Origin of the sequence: Leclercia barmai, from assembly GCF_049312895.1 — a bacterium.
GTDB lineage: Bacteria > Pseudomonadota > Gammaproteobacteria > Enterobacterales > Enterobacteriaceae > Enterobacter > Enterobacter barmai.
The window spans coordinates 364665-382745 of record NZ_JBMNWZ010000003.1 but is presented as its reverse complement, the minus strand read 5'-3'; the positions used below and the strand labels follow the sequence as shown (position 1 = coordinate 382745).

At 49.3% G+C, this 18081-nt stretch carries 14 protein-coding genes; 2 read left to right on the top strand and 12 right to left on the bottom strand.

From position 1 onward, the window contains the following. Window positions 1–30: 30 nt before the first annotated feature. The 5 genes from ACOYA6_RS14460 to hsdR form a co-directional block, all read right to left on the bottom strand. Window positions 31–3048, bottom strand: a complete 3018-nt coding sequence (locus ACOYA6_RS14460) for a reverse transcriptase domain-containing protein (protein WP_422654901.1) — start codon at window positions 3046–3048, stop codon at window positions 31–33. Window positions 3049–3225: 177 nt separating this feature from the next. Beyond that, window positions 3226–4326, bottom strand: coding sequence for a nuclease (locus tag ACOYA6_RS14455; protein WP_422654900.1), 1101 nt, complete (start codon window positions 4324–4326; stop codon window positions 3226–3228). Between the two features lie 10 nt (window positions 4327–4336). Continuing rightward, window positions 4337–6115, bottom strand: a complete 1779-nt coding sequence (locus tag ACOYA6_RS14450) for a restriction endonuclease subunit S (RefSeq protein ID WP_422654899.1) — start codon at window positions 6113–6115, stop codon at window positions 4337–4339. After that, window positions 6115–7587, bottom strand: coding sequence for an N-6 DNA methylase (locus ACOYA6_RS14445; RefSeq protein ID WP_422654898.1), 1473 nt, complete (start codon window positions 7585–7587; stop codon window positions 6115–6117). The genes ACOYA6_RS14450 and ACOYA6_RS14445 overlap by 1 nt, the downstream gene beginning before the upstream one ends. A 71-nt stretch (window positions 7588–7658) precedes the next feature. Next, window positions 7659–10100 carry an EcoAI/FtnUII family type I restriction enzme subunit R gene (gene hsdR / locus ACOYA6_RS14440; RefSeq protein WP_422654976.1) on the bottom strand — a complete coding sequence of 814 codons (2442 nt, stop codon included), beginning with the start codon at window positions 10098–10100 and terminating at the stop codon, window positions 7659–7661. 347 nt (window positions 10101–10447) lie between these two features. Here hsdR and ACOYA6_RS14435 point away from each other — a divergent pair, with 347 nt between their 5' ends. Beyond that, the gene (locus ACOYA6_RS14435; RefSeq protein ID WP_422654897.1) at window positions 10448–11107 is read left to right on the top strand and encodes a hypothetical protein; all 660 of its coding nucleotides are present in this window, start codon (window positions 10448–10450) and stop codon (window positions 11105–11107) included. Between the two features lie 130 nt (window positions 11108–11237). On the opposite strand, the gene ACOYA6_RS14430 is transcribed toward ACOYA6_RS14435, so the two are convergent. The 4 genes from ACOYA6_RS14430 to ACOYA6_RS14415 form a co-directional block, all read right to left on the bottom strand. Beyond that, window positions 11238–11816 carry a class I SAM-dependent methyltransferase gene (locus tag ACOYA6_RS14430; RefSeq protein WP_422654896.1) on the bottom strand — a complete coding sequence of 193 codons (579 nt, stop codon included), beginning with the start codon at window positions 11814–11816 and terminating at the stop codon, window positions 11238–11240. Further along, the gene (locus ACOYA6_RS14425; protein ID WP_422654895.1) at window positions 11816–12829 is read right to left on the bottom strand and encodes an HNH endonuclease family protein; all 1014 of its coding nucleotides are present in this window, start codon (window positions 12827–12829) and stop codon (window positions 11816–11818) included. The genes ACOYA6_RS14430 and ACOYA6_RS14425 overlap by 1 nt, the downstream gene beginning before the upstream one ends. Window positions 12830–13022: 193 nt before the next feature. After that, complete coding sequence (symE, locus tag ACOYA6_RS14420; protein WP_039030578.1) at window positions 13023–13355, bottom strand: endoribonuclease SymE; 333 nt, start codon at window positions 13353–13355, stop codon at window positions 13023–13025. A gap of 212 nt (window positions 13356–13567) precedes the next feature. Continuing rightward, the gene (locus tag ACOYA6_RS14415; RefSeq protein ID WP_039030577.1) at window positions 13568–13939 is read right to left on the bottom strand and encodes a hypothetical protein; all 372 of its coding nucleotides are present in this window, start codon (window positions 13937–13939) and stop codon (window positions 13568–13570) included. A gap of 136 nt (window positions 13940–14075) precedes the next feature. Here ACOYA6_RS14415 and ACOYA6_RS14410 point away from each other — a divergent pair, with 136 nt between their 5' ends. After that, window positions 14076–14597, top strand: coding sequence for a hypothetical protein (locus ACOYA6_RS14410; protein ID WP_422654894.1), 522 nt, complete (start codon window positions 14076–14078; stop codon window positions 14595–14597). Here the strand turns inward: ACOYA6_RS14410 and csiR are convergent. Genes csiR through gabD form a run of 3 tightly spaced genes read right to left on the bottom strand, consistent with a single transcriptional unit; the run spans window position 14592 to window position 18076 of the window. Next, window positions 14592–15275, bottom strand: coding sequence for a DNA-binding transcriptional regulator CsiR (gene csiR, locus ACOYA6_RS14405; protein ID WP_039030575.1), 684 nt, complete (start codon window positions 15273–15275; stop codon window positions 14592–14594). The two genes, ACOYA6_RS14410 and csiR, sit on opposite strands and share 6 nt — an antisense overlap. 45 nt (window positions 15276–15320) lie before the next feature. Next, window positions 15321–16604 (bottom strand): 4-aminobutyrate--2-oxoglutarate transaminase, encoded by a 1284-nt coding sequence (gene gabT, locus ACOYA6_RS14400; protein ID WP_422654893.1) that lies wholly within the window; start codon window positions 16602–16604, stop codon window positions 15321–15323. Window positions 16605–16627: 23 nt separating this feature from the next. After that, on the bottom strand, window positions 16628–18076 hold the full coding sequence (gabD, locus tag ACOYA6_RS14395; RefSeq protein ID WP_422654892.1) for an NADP-dependent succinate-semialdehyde dehydrogenase: 1449 nt from the start codon (window positions 18074–18076) through the stop codon (window positions 16628–16630). Between the last annotated feature and the right edge of the window lie 5 nt (window positions 18077–18081).

The following is an 18081-nucleotide window of genomic DNA, read 5'->3' as shown; positions in this document are numbered from 1 at the left end:
CCTCAGCCAATATTTTTTGGTCGTTTTCCACTATCCTTCTGGCAACAATTTTCGAGAATGCTCTATCTCAAAACCATCCGGAACAGGTTTAAAGGGCTTGCCTGGCGAACGGTAACTACTTTGAAATTGTCGCAATGCATTTACGTCAATCTCACCAATTACACAATAATCTGTAATACCGCCTTTGACTCGCAGTACATCACGCTTCCAGCTATCTTTGAAGGGGCCTCGGATGCGGCTATCGCCATACTGGCGGTCATTGCATTGTATGATGTAAGCATGGATATCCAGCGCAGCAGATTCGACCAAGGCATTGAAAGTTTCAGTATCCTGATTCCACTCTGGCACAAACAGCGCGTCAACGTTGCCACGCAGTGCTGCGCGATAACTAATATTGGTCAGCTCACTACAAATCAACAAGGCAAAACGAAAATCACCGTGTTGAATGATGGGAGGCGTAGTCCATCTCTTTTCTGGTTTCATTTCTAGCCCTGCTAGCCGTTGTAACTCCTGCTCTTCATGCAGTGCTGGGCGTTGTTTGTCCTGACGGTAAATCATTAGTGAAGGAAAACCCAACCCGTCATGAGACAAGGAAGCCCATACCTGATTGCGCACCCTTGCTTTACTGGCATGTAAATATTCAATACCGGTGACAAGTGAAATCCCGCGACCTTGTAACTTACGGGCAATCCTAATAAACCAGTGCGCAGGGAGTGAGAGCTCCGGCAGAATTAAGTAACGACTGTTATGTGGTTGGGCTATCACACCATCAAGCAAGCGACACAATCGAGTGTAACGGTTGGCATCCTGATCGGCTGAACGCATGACCGCCGCAGTCCAGCTTGACATGGACGTTTTCCAGCTAGAGACGGCAACCCCATATTTTCCAGCAGATTGACCGTCAGGAATTTGTAATACGCCTTGTTTATCGATACAAGGTGTTTTATTACCGAGAACAAAACCGCGAACAGCGAGAACAACAGCTCGCATTTCTTGCCGAGCTGAGGCTGAATAAGCCTCATTGTTTAGAATAAAGAGTTCAGGCAGGCTGAAAGGCCGGGTGGCAAATAACAGTCCATGTGGAATGATTTTAAATTTGCACCATTCTGCTAAAACCTGATTACCTAAAACGACAATATCAGGCAGTAATTCTGATGCTTCCGCACAATGGCCTACTGTTTTCGGAGCGGGTATGCCCCGTTGAGCAATCATCTCTTTTGGTAGACCAATAAAGCGGAATGGCATGTGCGCTAAGTCTAAAGAGAATAATCTCGCCTGCTGTTCTTGGTATCCCTTTAACGAAAAATCACGACCCAAATATTCTATGTCTAGTCCACACCGGGTGTGCCAGTTTTTTAAATTGTCATTCCAGGTTTGCTTACCTACCTTGGAAATACGCGGAGGAAATGCTGCAACGATAGCTTCAAGCACACTGCTAAAAAGCTGAGCCCTCCATTTACCAATAATCTCTTCTTCAGAAGGGAGGTGATCATCAGGACATGCCTTGATCGCAAGGAGGCAATTTTCTCGTACTTCATTGCAAATATGCTCGAGCGCGAAGATAAGTTTGCGCAGTTCGACAAAGTCCTCACAGGCCGTGGCCAGTCGGATCACTCGGGGTAGGTAGACCGATAAATCAAAAAATTGTGGCAGAACCATTACATGATCAATAAATGCCCGGAAAAAAGCCTGGCGATGGCCTTTCCATGTGCCCGGTTGCAGGTCACGCTCATAGGCTTCAAAGTCGCGTAATTTGATGGCAAACCCCGCTCTACGCATAGTCAGTGCATCTGCTTTACGCAAATTATCAGCGACTTCGCCATTACTTTGAGTTGCTGCAAGCAAGTCAGTACCGACATTGCTGAAGGAGTGAGGTAACCGAGGCATAGCACGCCATTCGCTGGCTCGTTCATAAATCTGATGAGCAATAGCATCAACTAAGGTTTTGCCGGGGTCACCCGCCAAGATAAACACTTTATTCTTCGCATTTGCAAAACGAATCTGGCTGTCATGCAGATAGTTTGGTTGAAAACTGATCTGTTTGTTTTCCTCGCCCTTCACCCAGTCCAATTTGCCGGAAGAACGGGCGAACAACCATTGCCACAGCTCTGCCATGGAACGGAAATTTGCACCATTTTCCATGACCAGCATGATGTCATCTACATACCGTCCGTAATAGATAGGTGCGACTTGCTGCTCAATAACGCGATCCAGCTCGATCAGAGCTACGTTGGCAACAACAGCTGAAGCAGGAAGACCTACAGGTAATCCTTTCTTCAACGGGGTCTCAATTGCCCATGCTTTTAACGCATTAATAAATAATCGATTAAGCTTGCTTTGTTCTGCAGTGAGTTCCAACTCTAAAATATCTTTGACGAAGGTTGGATCAAGCATAAACCCGGGATTCAGCTCGTGATAGAAAGAACTAACATCAGCAGTGAGTGCCACGATTTTTTTGCTGTCACTTAGCGCGCTTCGCATGGCGTCAATGCCATTGTCACGCCAATCACGAAAAGGTCTGAGATAAGGTTGAAAAGAACCAATTGAAAGTGCATTGATGTCCTTTCCATCGATAGTACGGCGCAGGCGGTTACCGTAAGCACAAGTTGATAATTTGGCATCAAAAAGATGCCCGACTTTCAACATCCAAAGAGTCGAGAGAACATGAAAATCCAGGCTGCATTGAGCCATTACTCGAAACTCGGCTTTGATTTTTTTTTGTTCGCTTTTCTCAGCCATTGAGTTGCAAGCATACGTCCACTTTTCCGCAGGTGAAGAAAATATGAGACCGTTAGCTTGCGGGTCGCGCTGCTGTTCCCAGCAAGTCATGTCAACAGATTTGGAGGCCAGAAACCAGTTACCGGTAAACTCATTCTCTTCCACCCATGATTCGTCGTCACCTTGTATTTTTCCCTGCAGAACCGTCAGATTCGTGTGTAGGGACTCTTCGTATTCCGCAATTGCTTCTAGCGAAACATGGGACGAATAGTACAGATCGACTTTCGCTTTGCGATAGGCAAGGCCAAGGTCTTCAAGGCTAATAATCATGCCAATTCCTCTTTAAAAAATAACTACATTCTCGGCTTATGAATTGCCGTCAGCCGGACGTAAGCAACCGCTTGATTGGCGAGAATGCAGCTGTTCCAATAAAACGAATCATCCATTTTAGATGCCTTCAGAAATAATGGTTTCTAGTATATTTGGAAAGCGAAACTCCTTTGGAAATTACAATTCGGCGTTCCAGTTTCCGAAATATCGCTTAAGTTTTTCAATAGTGTGTCGCCATTTTGGAGTTGTTGGTTTGCAGACCGTATTTTGATTGCCGAAGAATCCGACTTCGTTCACCGCCTCTTGTTCACTGCGGGTTTCCAGCCATTTCACGGGGACAAAATACTCGGACTTATCGGGGTCATCTGCGTTCCGGTGATAGAGAACGCTGTACTTAAGCACATCCATCGCCCGCTTTTCACCGTCGTCAGTGTTGATGGTGAAGCTACTGGCAGGCTCAACGGCGCTCTGCACAATCCCTACGCCGACGTAACCTGTTGCCGGAATTTTCACCCAGACCCGGTCACCCGGCTGGAGCTGTTTTAATGTTTGGCTGTACCAGCTTCCGCCACCAGCACTGATAAAACCGTAGCGACGAGCCTCTTCCCAGACGCGGCTGTGTGGGTCGCCAAACGAGACGTAAAACTCACCGTTCCAGGGTTCCTTCACATTGGCACTTGTAGCGGTGGCCTGTGCAGCATTAGTTTGCGTTTCGCTCGGGTCGATAAGCCAGGCGCGGCTTAAGAACTGTTCATCACCATGCTGGAATACTTTAAAGAATAGAACGTTAATCGAGATGCCGTTCTTGCTCAGATAATCGACGATACGCTCGGTGGACGGGTCCAGCTCCGCCGCCACGATAATGATTTGATGCGACTGGTTGAGCGACTCTTCTTCCAGCTCAGTATTAAAGCGCTGCTTAAATGCCTCCCCCAGATTTCCGCCACCCGAGAATTTTTCATAAATCTGCGACAGGCGATCGGCGGTTAAATCATCCACCCAGGAGGCGTAATCCAGCGCCTGAGCGACCACTTCACGCGGCGTACGATCGCGCTTAAGCTCAATCAGAATCAACGAGGCATCCGGCGCGATAGCCAGCAGATCGATACGCCCTTTATCGAGCGTATTTTCCTGATGGCCGATGATCATCCACTGATCTGAAAGAATCGTCGGATCGTTTAAAATCATCTTCTCCAACAGTTGCTCGCTGGCGAGTTTGCTGATGGTCAGCGGTTGAGGGTTCTCCCCCACTCGCCAGATTGCATGATGAACCGGCATCGTCTGTTCCTTAGTTTAATGCTGCGTCGGTGAGCGCGTCCGCCAAGTGGAGCTGGGTTTGCTGGGCGGATTGCAGACGGGATTTGAGGGATTCGCAAAAACTCAAAAGAACATCAATCTTTTCTACAATCACCTTCTGCATTAATAAAGGCGGAAGTGCTAATTTTAAATTTGATAATTCAGAAGAATTAATATTCTTAACACCTGTAGTTGTTCTGATCGGTTTCTCTATTTGATCGCGAATAAAAACCGTCTTCATCATTAATGATATATATTCAGCACATACCGCATCACTAAACATCCTTGCACGAATTAAATAACCGGCATAAGCATGATCAACTAAAGATTGTCGTAATAAAGTACACTGACCAACAATACCAAGACTTCCATTTGATCGAATAAAAATTAAATCGTCTTTTTCTAATGATAACTCTTTCACTTCATGCTCTGATAGTTTACCAAACTTCATATCTTCTAAATAAATTTCGCCTCCAACCACGTTGGGAATTCTCAGAACAGGATATCCATTAGTTAAATAATCACATTTCTGAGAAGTTCCATACTTTAACTCTGTTAAAATTTCACCAAACCGAATCCATTCCCATCCCAACGGTAACTCAAACGGTTTTTCCTCATCACTAACTGGCGGCAACGATTTTTGTTTTTTGATTTTCCCTTCTTTCACCAATTGCGCTTTTTCCTGCTCGATACGTTTAAGCAGTTCAGATGCCGGTTCATCGTTAGGATCCTGCTGCACCAACTTACCCATTACCGCCAGTTGCAGAATGGTTTGCTTAAGCGCATCGATACTCGCTTCGGTGGTAAACAGAGTGTCGAAATGCTGGCTAATTCGCGCCCAGTTTTCGGCGAGTTCTTCGGCATTTTGGCTGTCGACCAGCGTTGCCAGCAGGGTTTCCACCAGTTGCTGATGGGCATCCAGACTAGTCAGGGATTGCTGTTCCAGCTGATCGCACAAAGATAATAAAAAAGTAGTCTCTTCCAATAATTGAGCACAGTTTCTCTTGGAGGGCATAGCTACTAATAGCATTTCCAAATTTGATTTGTTTAAATTCTTAATTCCAATACCTTTGCCAGAAGATTTTGTTTGCTCTCTGTACAATGGTGTTTTGAGGAAGAATCCGATGAACTCATCGACTATTTTAGAGTATGTTCTGACAACACCACAGAAAGCACCGAATGTGTAATTTCCATTCTCAAAAAATTGAGCAGCCTTTCCAACAAGTGACTCCGAACCACTAGACATGGCTATTAATACATCACCCATACGCAGATATTGTTCAGGGGAAACCAATTCCTCATCAACATAGACAAGCGGCTCAAGTAAAATTTCAGATTGAATATTATTCGCCCTAAGAAGAGGAAGCATTCCGTCTTTCTTTATTTCCGAAGATTGAGCTTTCCCATATGTCACACCACGGATAATTTCAGCGACATCCCCCAACCTTACCCACTCCCACCCCACCGGCAACTCAAACGGCCTCTCATCCTCGCTAATTTCCGGCAGAGGCTTCTGCTTTTTAATTTTACCCTGCTTCACCAGCTCCGCTTTTTCAGCGGCAATACGCTTTAACAACTCCGACGCGGCTTCATCATTCGGGTCATGCGGCACCAGCTTACCGCGCACCGCCAGTTCAAGAATCAGCTCACGCAGCTTCTTAATGCCATAGAGGTCAATTTTGCCATTGCTGCCGCGCCCGGCGGTGGAGCGGGTTTGCAGGGCGGAAGTCCAGGTATCGAAATGGTCGGTTATCAACTTTTCAACAGCCATCAGTTTGCCCCCTTGTTGTCTGCCAGCGCGGCACCGAGGATGTCGCGCAACTGGTTGCGTATTTCGCTGATTTCGCCCTGCTGCTTCTGGAATTTCGCCAGCAATTCGTCGGGGTCGTGGCTGATGGTTTCGCCCTGGTACGGGTTTTTGATGTCTAGGTTAAAGTTGCGGGCAATGATTTCGTCGATGCCCACTTTCCACGCCTGGTTGTTTTCTTCGCGGCTGGCAAAGCCATCGGCTTCATTACCCCACCAGTCGATCTCTGCCTGGAACTCCTCAAACTTCATCGGCTTGGTTTTGCTGTAGTTCTTCACGCCCGCCGGGTACGGATGCTCATAGAACCAGATTTCTTTCGTTGGCTCACCTTTGGTGAAGAACAGAATATTGGTTTTGATGCCGGTGTACGGGTTAAACACGCCGTTCGGTAACCGCACGATGGTGTGCAGGTTGCATTCTTCGGTGAGCAGTTTTTTGATTTTGGTTTTCACGCCCTCACCAAACAGCGTGCCATCCGGCAGGACCACCGCTGCGCGGCCTTTGTCGGCCAGCACTTCGATAATCAGTTGCAGGAACAGGTCGGCGGTTTCACGGGTCTGCATCTCTGCCGGGAAGTTTTTCTCAATACCGTCTTCTTCGGTGCCGCCAAACGGTGGGTTGGTAACAATCACATCAACCTGCTCATCCCACGAGGAAAGCGGCTTGTTGAGGGTATTGTCATGGCGAATTTGCACTGGCACTTCAATACCGTGCAGGAGCATATTGGTGGTACACAGCAGATGTGGAAGCTGCTTTTTCTCGACACCGTGAATTTGCTGTTGCAGGGTTTTATGGTCCTCTGTCGTTTTGACGTAATGCTCTTTCACATGGTCAAATGAGCAGGCAAGGAAGCCGCCGGTACCACACGCCGGGTCCATAATCGACTCGCCTAGTTTCGGATCAATTCGGTTGACCATAAAGCGCGTCACTGCACGCGGGGTATAGAACTCACCTGCATTACCGGCACTTTGCAGGTCGCGCAGGATCTGTTCGTAAATATCGCCAAACAGATGACGTTCAGAGCTGCTGCTGAAGTCGATTTCGTTGAGCTTGTTAATCACCTGGCGCAGTAACGTGCCGTTTTTCATATAGTTGTAGGCATCGCTAAACGCCTGTTTGACCACAAAACCACGCGGATTTTTGTCGATTGGCGCGGTGAGGTTTTTCAGCGTCGGGAACAGATCGTCATTCACAAATTCCAGCAACGCATCACCGGTGATGCCTTCGCTGTTCGCTGCCCAGGTGCGCCATAGATAGCGTTCAGGAATAGGAAGGTTGTAGTCATCCTGCTCCAGTTCAAGCTCTTCTTCCTGGGTATCAAAAATCTTCAAAAACAGCAGCCATGAGAGCTGCCCCAGACGCTGGGCATCGCCATCCACGCCGGCGTCTTTACGCATAATGTCCTGGAGGGATTTAATTACTGAACTAATCGACATGTATTCTTTCCATACTTAAAAAGGATGCCACCGGTCGCACTTGCGGCCGGTGGCAATATGTTTGTTCATTATCAGGCTGAGCGCGGCGGCAACTGGTAGATTTCGTTTTCTAGCTCATTTATGGCCTGCGCATAAGACTGTTTACCACCAAAGCGCTTATTGATGATTTCTAACGGGCGGCCCAGGATATCGAATGGTTTCAATTTCAGAACATTAACATCTTCAATTTCCTGAACCCCTTCATCGGCGTATTTATCCAGCAACGTGTGGAGCACTAATTGCGCCGGTTCGGCATATTTTGTGAAGTAGTTGCGCTTACGCACGTTGGCCGCACGCTCCTGACGTGTTAGCGGTGGCTGACCGTACACTACGTGGCAGAGCAAATCAAACGGGTCGAGATCTTTACCCACCTCTTCGGCCAGCACGTCCCACAGAATCCCCAGTTGCTCCAGTTCTTCGATGATGACCTGTTTGCGCGGCGCATCCTGCCATTTACGTACGAAGCTATCCAGTGACGCGTATTCGCTGTCTTTCAGCATCGTTTTACGGGTGTAATCCTGGAAGGATTCAGTCACCAGTTTGCCGTCTGAATCGTAATACTGAACACGCTTGGCCAGAACTTTCACATCCACGCCATTCACATGAAACTTGCGGACTTTGTTTTCGTCGTCATCATGGAATTCACCGCTCCCCGGTTTGTTGTCAGGATTGACCTGATATTCGGCTCCGTCTTCCCGTGCTTCACTGGCAGGGTTATGATCCTCATCAACATTATCTTCAGCATCCAGTTGTTCACCGAAGTCAGAATCTGGATTGGAAATGTCGCTGGGTTTCACTACCAGTACTTTTTCTGGCAAACCGTCAAAGCGTGGGTCGGCAAACAGCTCGGTTGCTTTTTTGAAGTCGAGAATGGTGAACCACAACTTACCGTGCTTTTCGTTGATACGGGTACCGCGCCCGATAATCTGTTTAAACTTGGTCATGGACTGGATATTTTGATCCAGTACCACCAGCTTGCAGGTCTGAGCGTCAACACCGGTGGTCATTAGTTCTGACGTTGTTGCGATAACAGGATAAGCTTTTTTAGGATTAATAAAGTTATCCAGTTGCGCCTTGCCAATGTCGTCATCACCGGTGATTTTCATCACGTATTTTTCGTTTTCTAGTACCTGTTTCGGATTGAGAACCACCAGTGCGTGGCGCATTCGCTCAGCGTGATTAATGTCGTTGCAAAAAACGATGGTTTTATCCATCGGATTGGTGCGTTTCAGGTAATCGGTGATGGTCTGAGCCACCAGCATGGTGCGTTCATCGATGACTAGCGTGCGATCGAAATCCTTCAGGTTGTAGATACGGTCTTCTATCTCTTTACCGTATTTATCAAGTTGGCCTTTTACGGGCCGCCATCCTTGCAAGTCAACATCGATATCGACACGCACAACTTTATATGGGGCGAGGAAGCCATCCTCAATCCCCTCTTTAAGCGAATAGGTGTAAACCGGCTCTCCAAAGTAGTCGATATTAGAGACGTCTTCAGTTTCTTTTGGCGTAGCTGTCAGGCCAACCTGTGTGGCGCTACCGAAATACTCAAGTATCTCCCGCCAGGCTGAATCTTCAGATGCACTACCACGATGGCATTCGTCGATCACAATCAGATCAAAGAAATCCGGGGCAACGTCCTTATAGGCTTTTTGATGTTCTTCCGGGCCGGTTATCGCCTGGTATAGTGCCAGATGCACCTCATAAGCAGGATCGATTGTTCGGCCGGTGACTTTAGTCATCGCAGAGCCAAAAGGCTGGAAATCGTTATTTTTCGTCTGATCGACCAGAATGTTGCGATCAGCAAGGAACAGGATGCGTTTTTTATTTTTAGCTTTCCACAGTCGCCAGATTATCTGGAAAGCGGTATAGGTTTTGCCCGTACCGGTTGCCATCACCAGTAAAATACGGTTTTTGCCAGCAGACACTGCATCTACCGTTCGGTTGATTGCTTGCATCTGATAGTAACGGGGAGCTTTTCCACTGCCGTCGTCATAATAGTCCTGACTGATAACTGGCAACTGCTCCTGAGTGAACCCTTTCCAGTCACAATATTTTTGCCAGAGCTGTTCAGGCCCAGGGAAGTCGCTGAGGGTAATTTCGGATTCGAGATTTTGCGGATTAGTTTTATCGTGGAAAACAAATCCGTCGCCGTTAGATGCAAATACAAAAGGCACATCAAGCAGGCTGGCGTAGTCCAGACCCTGTTGCATCCCTTTGCTGATAGCGTGCTTATTGGCTTTAGCTTCTATAACAGCTAACGGCAAGTTCGGTTTGTGGTACAGCACGATATCTGCAGATTTTACTTTGACACGTGATGCCAGTTTGCCGCGAACTACAATTTTGCCATCACGTAGTTTCACTTCCTGACGGATCTGCGTCAGAAGGTCCCAACCGGCATCTTTAACCGCTGGAAGGATAAATTTGGTGATAATGTCCGTTTCAGTCAGATGTGCTTTGTTTATGCCAGCCATAGCAGAGCTCTCAACAACTAGGATTAGCTCTGATTTTACACAGATTAGAGGGTTGAGTAATGACCTGAAACGATGTTTTGGGCTGATACCGACAAAATCATTATGCTTTAAAAAAACCATGACCATCCTTGAAATCTCATCAATGCCTAATCGCCTACGACACAAGCATTGAGCTTAAAGCAATGACCTTTACAAAGCAGAACGAGCTGGCATCGTTTGAGTGAACAAATCATTCTGCAGAATAATGATATTAGCCTCTGTCAAACAGTTAATGAGATATCAGGAGTGATGAGAAATTTTATTAAATTTTTGTGGTATCATTTATCCTGTTTTTTATGGAGGATTTCATGGATAAAATTTTCGATATTTTAAATGGATGGTTGGAGACAGCTGTGTCTGATGGCGTCATTCAGGTTACACAGGTTTTAATTTTTTTCCCTATTATCAGTGTTTTATATCTTTTGATTTGGAGGTTACATAGCATAGCTGCACTTTTTAAGGCAGTTAGAAACTCAAGGATTAATGAGTATCAACGTTTGCTGAATAAATATGAGCTGAACGATAAGGATCGTGACTGTTTAAATAACGAAATTAAAAGGATAATACGGTACCGTACTTCTGGGATCTCTGATGTTGCCAGACAAAAGATTGTATGGAGCTTACTGCATAAAAATAAAGATATAATACCAATAAATTTCTTCAAAAAGTTCAGATCATTTTTGCATTTAGAAAACAATGTGTTAGTGTTCAAGAAAGGAGTTCCATATTGGATAGAAAATGGAATTTATTTGTTTTATTCATTGCAATTCCTGTTCCTTTCAATTATATGCCTTGTGCTGGCTGTATATAGAAGTGATCAAATTCCTGTATGGGGACAGTTGATATTGTACTTAGGGGCGGGTGTGACAGTAACGTTCTTTATTGCATATGCGAAAATGATACCTCGTGCCAAAGAATGTACCTTGTTAAATGAAATTTTAAATACTCAGCATGATATAATTGAGTAAGTTTTTCAAGGGAGTCAGCGGAACACTACTTATTATGGCTCCCGCAATAAAATTTTTTTATTCAATAAAATAGATATTCAAATTTTACTAATTTTATTACTACTAAATGAAGGGCGGTTTTATAGCCCCTTCATCTCCTTCCCAAAAGTCCATTAACCCAAACTTCTTCCCTGTGAGGACGCTTATCCTTTGTCGTCCATAGCTCAAAAATCTCGATCTTCTTTCTCTCCCGTATCAGTGCTCGCAATCCCACCTCATCCATATCCGTAAACCGCCTCCCATCCACCTCCCGTTCCCCATCCCCATACTTAAACGACACATACCAAACCCCGCCAGGCTTAAGCGCATCCGCAAGCTTCCGCATCACCCCCGGCAACTCCTCCGCCGGAACATGCAACAACGACGCACAGCACCAAATCCCATCAAACTCTTCTTTCCAGTTCACATCCGCAAAGGACATTAGCTGAACCGGTAACCCGGTATGCTCCCGTGCCAGCTCAACCATCGCAGAGGACGCATCAAACGCCTCCACCTGATATCCCATCTCCTTAAACGCCTTTGCATCGCGTCCTGAGCCGCATCCCGCGTCCAGCACCCGAGCCCCAGACGCAAGATGGCGAGTAAAGGTCTCGTAGAGCGACGACATATCGACATTCACCGTCCCGTCGAAGAAAGTCTGCGCATTGTCCTGATAGTATTTGAGCGTCATTAGAATGTGGCCTCGCCTTCGGCTTTCGGTTCCCAGGTATGGAACAGCCTCACTTTGGCAGCGTACCAGTTATTTTCAAGAAAGTTTTTCCGCGTGGCGGGCTGCTTTCCGGTCTGCTGGACAATGGTTTCATGCAGTGGAAGTTTGCTTTGGATGAAATACTCGTTGCGGGCATTTAACCGTTCCAGCAGTCTGCTTCCTGGCAGGCGAGCAGACTTGCCCTCAACGCCGCGATTGCAGCATTTGCAGGCCAGCACCAGATTCCACACGCCATTGATATTGGTGACTTCATCGCGTGCCGCCCACGGAATGAAGTGGTCAACATCAGCCAGCTCAGGATCGCCCGGTATCAGGCTGATGGGTTTGAAGCAGTAAAAACAGCGTCCTTTCTGGTAGCCGTTGAGACTATCGCGACAGCTGGTGATATCAACCCGACGCGCATTCACGCGGCTAAACAGCAACTGATTGTCTTCGTCGAACTCAACGCCAACAAGGTTGCGGGAAACGCCCATCGCCCAGGCTTGTTCGACCAGGTTCCAGCGCGCAGTGGTTTCAAAAGCCAGGTTCTGATACTGCAGACGCTCGCCCAGATGAAAGAAGTTATCCGTCAGGCGGATGCCGTTATATGTCTTGCGCTCATCAATGAAAAACCGTTTTTCGATCTCGCCGCCATTCACATTGTGGAAGGCATCAATCACATTGGCAAAACCTCGACGTACCGTGGTTTCAATCAGATGGTTATGAGAAATTTCATTGTTATTAAACTGCACGCAGGTTTTCAGGAACTGGCTGCGGCTCGAGGTGATCTGCTTCGGGGCGTGTTTCAGATGTTCGCAAAGATGGCGGCTGAACGGCACGGCGAGTTCGTCGAGAGTAATGATGTCGCTGCCCGACTTATCGATCTCATACAGGGCATGGGCAAGCGCGAACTTGTACGATGCGACGTTCTTTCCAAAAAGAATCACCCCGCGCCAGTAGTTCTCCAGCGTAGGATCAGCCTGGTAAAATTCCATCAATGAAATCCTGTTACGGTGGGGGAGGTAGCTAACTACCAAAACCTGTAACGGGATCACACAATAAATGAATGGTGATGTAAACGGTGAATCTATGTATTTGGTGAATTTGTGACGTTTTGCAGTAGAAGATCGTGGCGCCGGGCATAACAAAAAAGGCGCCCATCGGCGCCTTCCTCATTCCATCCCTGTCTTAAGCCTTTCGAAGCTGCCCCGAGATCACCCCAACAAAGTCCATCACCTGCTTCTGCTTACTCGCCGACAGCTGGCTCACCTCGCGCATCAGCGTCTCAATCTCCGGTTCGGACTCCCGGGACGTCAGTATCATGCAGCCTTTCATCACCTTCACATCCACCTTCGTTCCGGTGCTGAATCCGGCTTCATTTAGCCACAGGCCTTTCATGATGAATGCGGGGATGCGGGTGTAATCCCCATAGCGCGTCGCATAACTTACGGTAAATACGCGGTCGTCAGCGGCAAACACTTCTGGTTGCAGGGATTCTGCAATACAATCGATATTAGTCATGGTTACTATTCTCTATAAATAGTGATTGTGATGAGCAATACGGGCATGTTGGCGCATGCCCGTATTGCGTTAAATAACACCTGTAAATCTAACCAGTAAATAAAAATAAGTCCAGAGTAATATAAAACGTAATAAGCGCGATTAGACTGCTTTTAGGTATTAATATAATGAATGGCTTGATGCTGTATTAATGATAATAAATTTATATACGTTTAATCCTGTTTGGTTTGTTCTCTAACAGCTTCAATTATTACACGATGCAACTCATCTACCGTTAAATCACGAATGATCGGCCTGGGTATGCCACGTAACCAGTTGATAAAAAGCCCGATACCAAAAGGATCAAGCCCTTCACTGGTAAACAGGTACTCGTTCTCTGCGAGCGAGAATCTCTCTCGGAGGCTTTTAACCTCCGTATTAAATGAAATAGTAAACGCTTGCTCACAGGCCTCTAAAAGGTCTGTACCATCGTCGCCACAGATATGCAGGTCATCTTCAATGAGTGAATTGCCGTCGATAGGTTTGCGATAAGGTCCGAATTTTTCTCGAATAATCTTAATCACCTCATCTAACGTTGGTTCCATAATGATATTCTCCTTTTAATCCACAATCCCTGCACCAGAATACTGAAATAAGAATATAACCAGGCAGTTAAGATAGAGAAAGTAATATAAACCTTTTACCATAGTGTGCATATTATTCGGGCGTGTCAGGTGGAGTATGCTTTTACAGGGAACGTGGACATTCATCAGGATCGTGCTTTTCTTTATCGTCATGCTATTCGTCGCATGGGCGGTTCCTTATGAAGAGCTGGTGGATAATTTTATCTATGCGCACATAAGTCTCACTGATGCAGAAAAGATAACGAAACAGATTTGGGGAGAGCCTGAACCCGAGCCTTACGATTCACTTAGAGCGGACATAAGCCTCTTAATCAACATGCTAATCAGCGTTCCTTTAATGAGCATAATTATTAGCGCTTATAATGCGATTACAGGCAAAACAAGGCCTGCTGAGCTTCTTAAAGAGTGGACACTATCCACGTTAAGACGGTTTGGGAAGATAGTCTTTTTTACTTTCCTGTTTTGGGCGCTGCTCCGTTTGCTGCCTTATGAGATGATTTTTCCTGCCGGGGAAAAGGTTTCTAATGCTGCTTTCGCAGCCGCTGTGGGCTTCAATTTACTGTTAGCCGTTTTTAGCTACAGGTTTTGTACCCGAATAATCAAAAGGGGTTTTTCATAGCCCCAATCCCACCCCCATCGCCCCCCTTATAATAGGAATCGGCGTCAACAAATGCTGATACATCAACTCCCCCGCCTTAACCTCATCTCTTGCCAGTACCGCATCCAGCAACCGCTGATGCTCCACATGCTTCTCTTCTAACATCGCCACCGATAGCACCGTCTTCCGCAGCCACACGTACCTATACCGCGCCGCCAGGTCGAACAATCTTTCCCGCATCTGCATCAAATACTGCGAACCACACCCCGCCACAATGGCGGTATGAAACGCCTGATGCCGCTGGTCCCATTCGTCCAGCATGGTCTCGCTGGCATCGCGGGATTCCAGCTTGTTCAGCAGATGCATGCGGGCGAGGAGGTCGGCTTCCCACTCTTCGCCGCCGCGTTCGATGGCGAGGCGGACCAGCATCGCCTCCATGTTGGCGCGCGCGTCAAAGATATCGAGCAGCTCCTGTTCGGACATCGGCGCCACCCGGTAGCCTTTCTGGTTGATAACCGTGACCAGCCCTTCGGCAACCAACTGCGACAGCGCTTCGCGCAGCGGGCCGACGCCCAGCTCATAGCGGGAGGTCAGCAGGCTCATGCGCAGCTTCTCATCCGGCTGATAAACGCCGCGGATAATGTCGTTCTTCAGCCAGCGGTATCCGTCTATGGCCGTCGCCTGGGAAATGATGGTCATGGTCCTGCTCCTTAAAAACTGCCCGGCTTACACCGGGCGTAAAATCTAGCCCTGCTTCGCCTCGTCAAAACACTCGGCGATGATCGCCAGCCCCTGCTGAAGCTGCGCCTCTTCCACGGTCAGCGGCACCAGGATGCGCAGCACGTTGTAGTATGGGCCGCAGGAGAGCAGGATCAACCCTTTATCCCGCGCCCGGGCGACAATCTGCGCCGTCAGGGCGGCGTTCGGTTTATTGTGGTCCCCGTCTTCAAACAGCTCGATGGCGATCATCGCCCCCAGGCCGCGTACGTCGCCGATCTCCCGGTGTTTTTCGGCGATAGCCAGCAGGCCCTCGCGCAGGGTGTTGCCCAGTTTATTGGCTTTGCCCAGCAGATCTTCCTGCTCGAACACCTTCATCACCGCCAGTGCGGCGGCACAGGCGATGGGGCTCCCGGCGTAGGTGCCGCCCAGCCCGCCCGGGGCGGTGGCGTCCATCACGTCGGCGCGTCCGGTGACGCCCGCCAGCGGGAAGCCGCCGGCAATGGATTTGGCGAAGGTGGTGATATCCGCCGCCACGCCCATCTGCTCCATGGCGAAGAAGGTCCCGGTACGGCCCGCGCCGCTCTGCACTTCGTCGGCGATCAGCATGATGCCGTGCTCGTCGCACAACTCGCGCAGGCGCTGCATAAAAGCAGGGGAGGCGGCGTAGAAGCCGCCTTCACCCTGCACGGGTTCGATCACGATGGCGGCGATATCTTCCGGCGCGGCATCGTTCTTAAAGATGCGGTGGATGCTGGCGATGGCATCGTCATCGCTGATGCCGTGCAGGGCGCACGGATAGAGCGCGCGATAGACGTGGCCCGGCATCAGCCCCATACCCGCAGAGTAAGGGTTCACTTTCCCGGTCAGCGAGAGGGTGTAGTGGGTGCGGCCGTGATAGGCCCCGGTAAAGGCGATGGTGCCGTTGCGCTTCGTGGCGGCGCGGGCAATTTTCACCGCGTTCTCCACCGCTTCGGAGCCGGTGGTCACCAGCAGGGTTTTTTTCGGGAAATCGCCCGGCACTTTCTGGTTCAGGGTTTCGCAAAGCTCCAGGTAGGGCTCGTAGGCCAGCACCTGGAAGCAGGTATGCGACAGCTTTTTCAGCTGCTCTTCGACGGCGCTGACTACCTCCGGGTGCAAGTGCCCGGTGTTCAGCACCGCGATGCCGCCGGCGAAATCAAGATATTCACGGCCTTCAACGTCCCACACCCGGCTGTTCTCGGCGCGGGCGGCAAAAATCGGGTGGATCTGACCCACGCCGCGGGGAATGGCATTGCTACGACGCTGCATTAACTCTTTATTGCTGCTCATTGAAATCTCCTGAATCACATAAGTTAAAGGCCGATGCACATATATTTGATTTCTAAGTAATCTTCGATGCCGTATTTGGAACCTTCCCGACCCAGACCGGAGGCTTTGATCCCGCCGAACGGGGCCACTTCGTTAGAGATAATGCCGGTGTTGATCCCGACGATGCCGTACTCCAGCGCCTCGCCGACGCGGAACACGCGGCTCAAATCGCGGGCATAGAAATAGGCAGCCAGACCGAACTCGGTATCGTTGGCCATCGCGATAACGTCCGCCTCATCCTGAAAACGGAACAGCGGGGCCAGCGGGCCGAAGGTCTCCTCTTTGGCCACTTTGGCATCACCGGGCACATCTACAAGAATAGTCGGCTGGAAGAAGTTGCCGCCCAGTTTATGCAGCGATCCGCCGGTGATAATGCGCGCGCCTTTCTCCACCGCGTCGGCAATGTGTTCTTCAACTTTTGCTACCGCCTTGCTGTCGATCAACGGCCCGGTAGTGACGCCCGGCGTCATACCGTCGCCGAGCTGGAGTTTATCCACCGCCTGCTGGAGTTTTTCGGCAAAGCGATCGTAAACGCCGTCCTGCACGTACAGGCGGTTGGCGCACACGCAGGTCTGCCCGGCGTTGCGGAACTTGGAGGCCAGCGCCCCTTCCACGGCTTTGCCCAGGTCGGCATCGTCAAAGACGATAAAGGGCGCGTTGCCGCCCAGTTCCAGCGACACTTTTTTGATGTCTTTCGCGCACTGGGCCATCAGCTGGCGGCCAATCTCGGTCGAGCCGGTAAAGGAGAGCTTGCGCACCAGCGGGTTGCTGGTCAGCTCGTTACCGATGTCCGACGCTGAGCCGGTCACCACGTTGAAGACCCCCTCGGGGATGCCCGCGCGGCTTGCCAGTTCGGCCAGCGCCAGGGCGGAGTAGGGCGTCTGGCTGGCGGGTTTGAGCACCATGGTGCAGCCTGCCGCAAGCGCCGGGCCCGCCTTGCGGGTGATCATCGCCGCCGGGAAGTTCCACGGGGTGATGGCGGCGGTGACGCCAATCGGCTGCTTTATCACAATCAAGCGCTTGTCCGCCTGATGGCCGGGAATGGTGTCTCCGTAGACGCGTTTCCCCTCTTCGGCGAACCACTCTATAAAGGAGGCGGCATAGCTGATTTCACCTTTCGCTTCCGCCAGCGGTTTGCCCTGTTCGAGGGTCATCAGCTGAGCCAGATCGTCCTGGTTGGCCATCATCAAATCGAACCAGCGGCGCAGGATGTTGGCGCGCTCTTTGGCAGTGAGCGCTCGCCAGGCGGGCAGGGCGCGGTTCGCCGCCTCAATCGCGGTGCGGGTTTCATCGGCGCCCATCTTCGGCACGCTGCCCAGGGTCTGGCCGTTTGCCGGGTTGGAGACGGTAATCGCCTCGCCGCGGTGCGCGTCGCACCACTTTCCTTCTATATAGGCCTGCTGGCGGAATAAGCTGGGATCGTTGAGTTGCATGATGG

Excerpts from the sequence above, each read along its gene's own strand:
- csiR (WP_039030575.1), bottom strand. The coding sequence starts at position 15,275 with ATGACCATCATTTCCCAGGCGACGGCCATAGACGGATACCGCTGGCTG.
- hsdR (WP_422654976.1), bottom strand. The coding sequence starts at position 10,100 with ATGGCTGGCATAAACAAAGCACATCTGACTGAAACGGACATTATCACC.
- ACOYA6_RS14455 (WP_422654900.1), bottom strand. The coding sequence starts at position 4,326 with ATGCCGGTTCATCATGCAATCTGGCGAGTGGGGGAGAACCCTCAACCG.
- ACOYA6_RS14425 (WP_422654895.1), bottom strand. The coding sequence starts at position 12,829 with ATGGAATTTTACCAGGCTGATCCTACGCTGGAGAACTACTGGCGCGGG.
- ACOYA6_RS14450 (WP_422654899.1), bottom strand. The coding sequence starts at position 6,115 with ATGGCTGTTGAAAAGTTGATAACCGACCATTTCGATACCTGGACTTCC.
- ACOYA6_RS14460 (WP_422654901.1), bottom strand. The coding sequence starts at position 3,048 with ATGATTATTAGCCTTGAAGACCTTGGCCTTGCCTATCGCAAAGCGAAA.
- gabT (WP_422654893.1), bottom strand. The coding sequence starts at position 16,604 with ATGAGCAGCAATAAAGAGTTAATGCAGCGTCGTAGCAATGCCATTCCC.
- ACOYA6_RS14435 (WP_422654897.1), top strand. The coding sequence starts at position 10,448 with ATGGATAAAATTTTCGATATTTTAAATGGATGGTTGGAGACAGCTGTG.
- ACOYA6_RS14415 (WP_039030577.1), bottom strand. The coding sequence starts at position 13,939 with ATGGAACCAACGTTAGATGAGGTGATTAAGATTATTCGAGAAAAATTC.
- ACOYA6_RS14445 (WP_422654898.1), bottom strand. The coding sequence starts at position 7,587 with ATGTCGATTAGTTCAGTAATTAAATCCCTCCAGGACATTATGCGTAAA.
- symE (WP_039030578.1), bottom strand. The coding sequence starts at position 13,355 with ATGACTAATATCGATTGTATTGCAGAATCCCTGCAACCAGAAGTGTTT.
- gabD (WP_422654892.1), bottom strand. The coding sequence starts at position 18,076 with ATGCAACTCAACGATCCCAGCTTATTCCGCCAGCAGGCCTATATAGAA.
- ACOYA6_RS14410 (WP_422654894.1), top strand. The coding sequence starts at position 14,076 with ATGCTTTTACAGGGAACGTGGACATTCATCAGGATCGTGCTTTTCTTT.
- ACOYA6_RS14430 (WP_422654896.1), bottom strand. The coding sequence starts at position 11,816 with ATGACGCTCAAATACTATCAGGACAATGCGCAGACTTTCTTCGACGGG.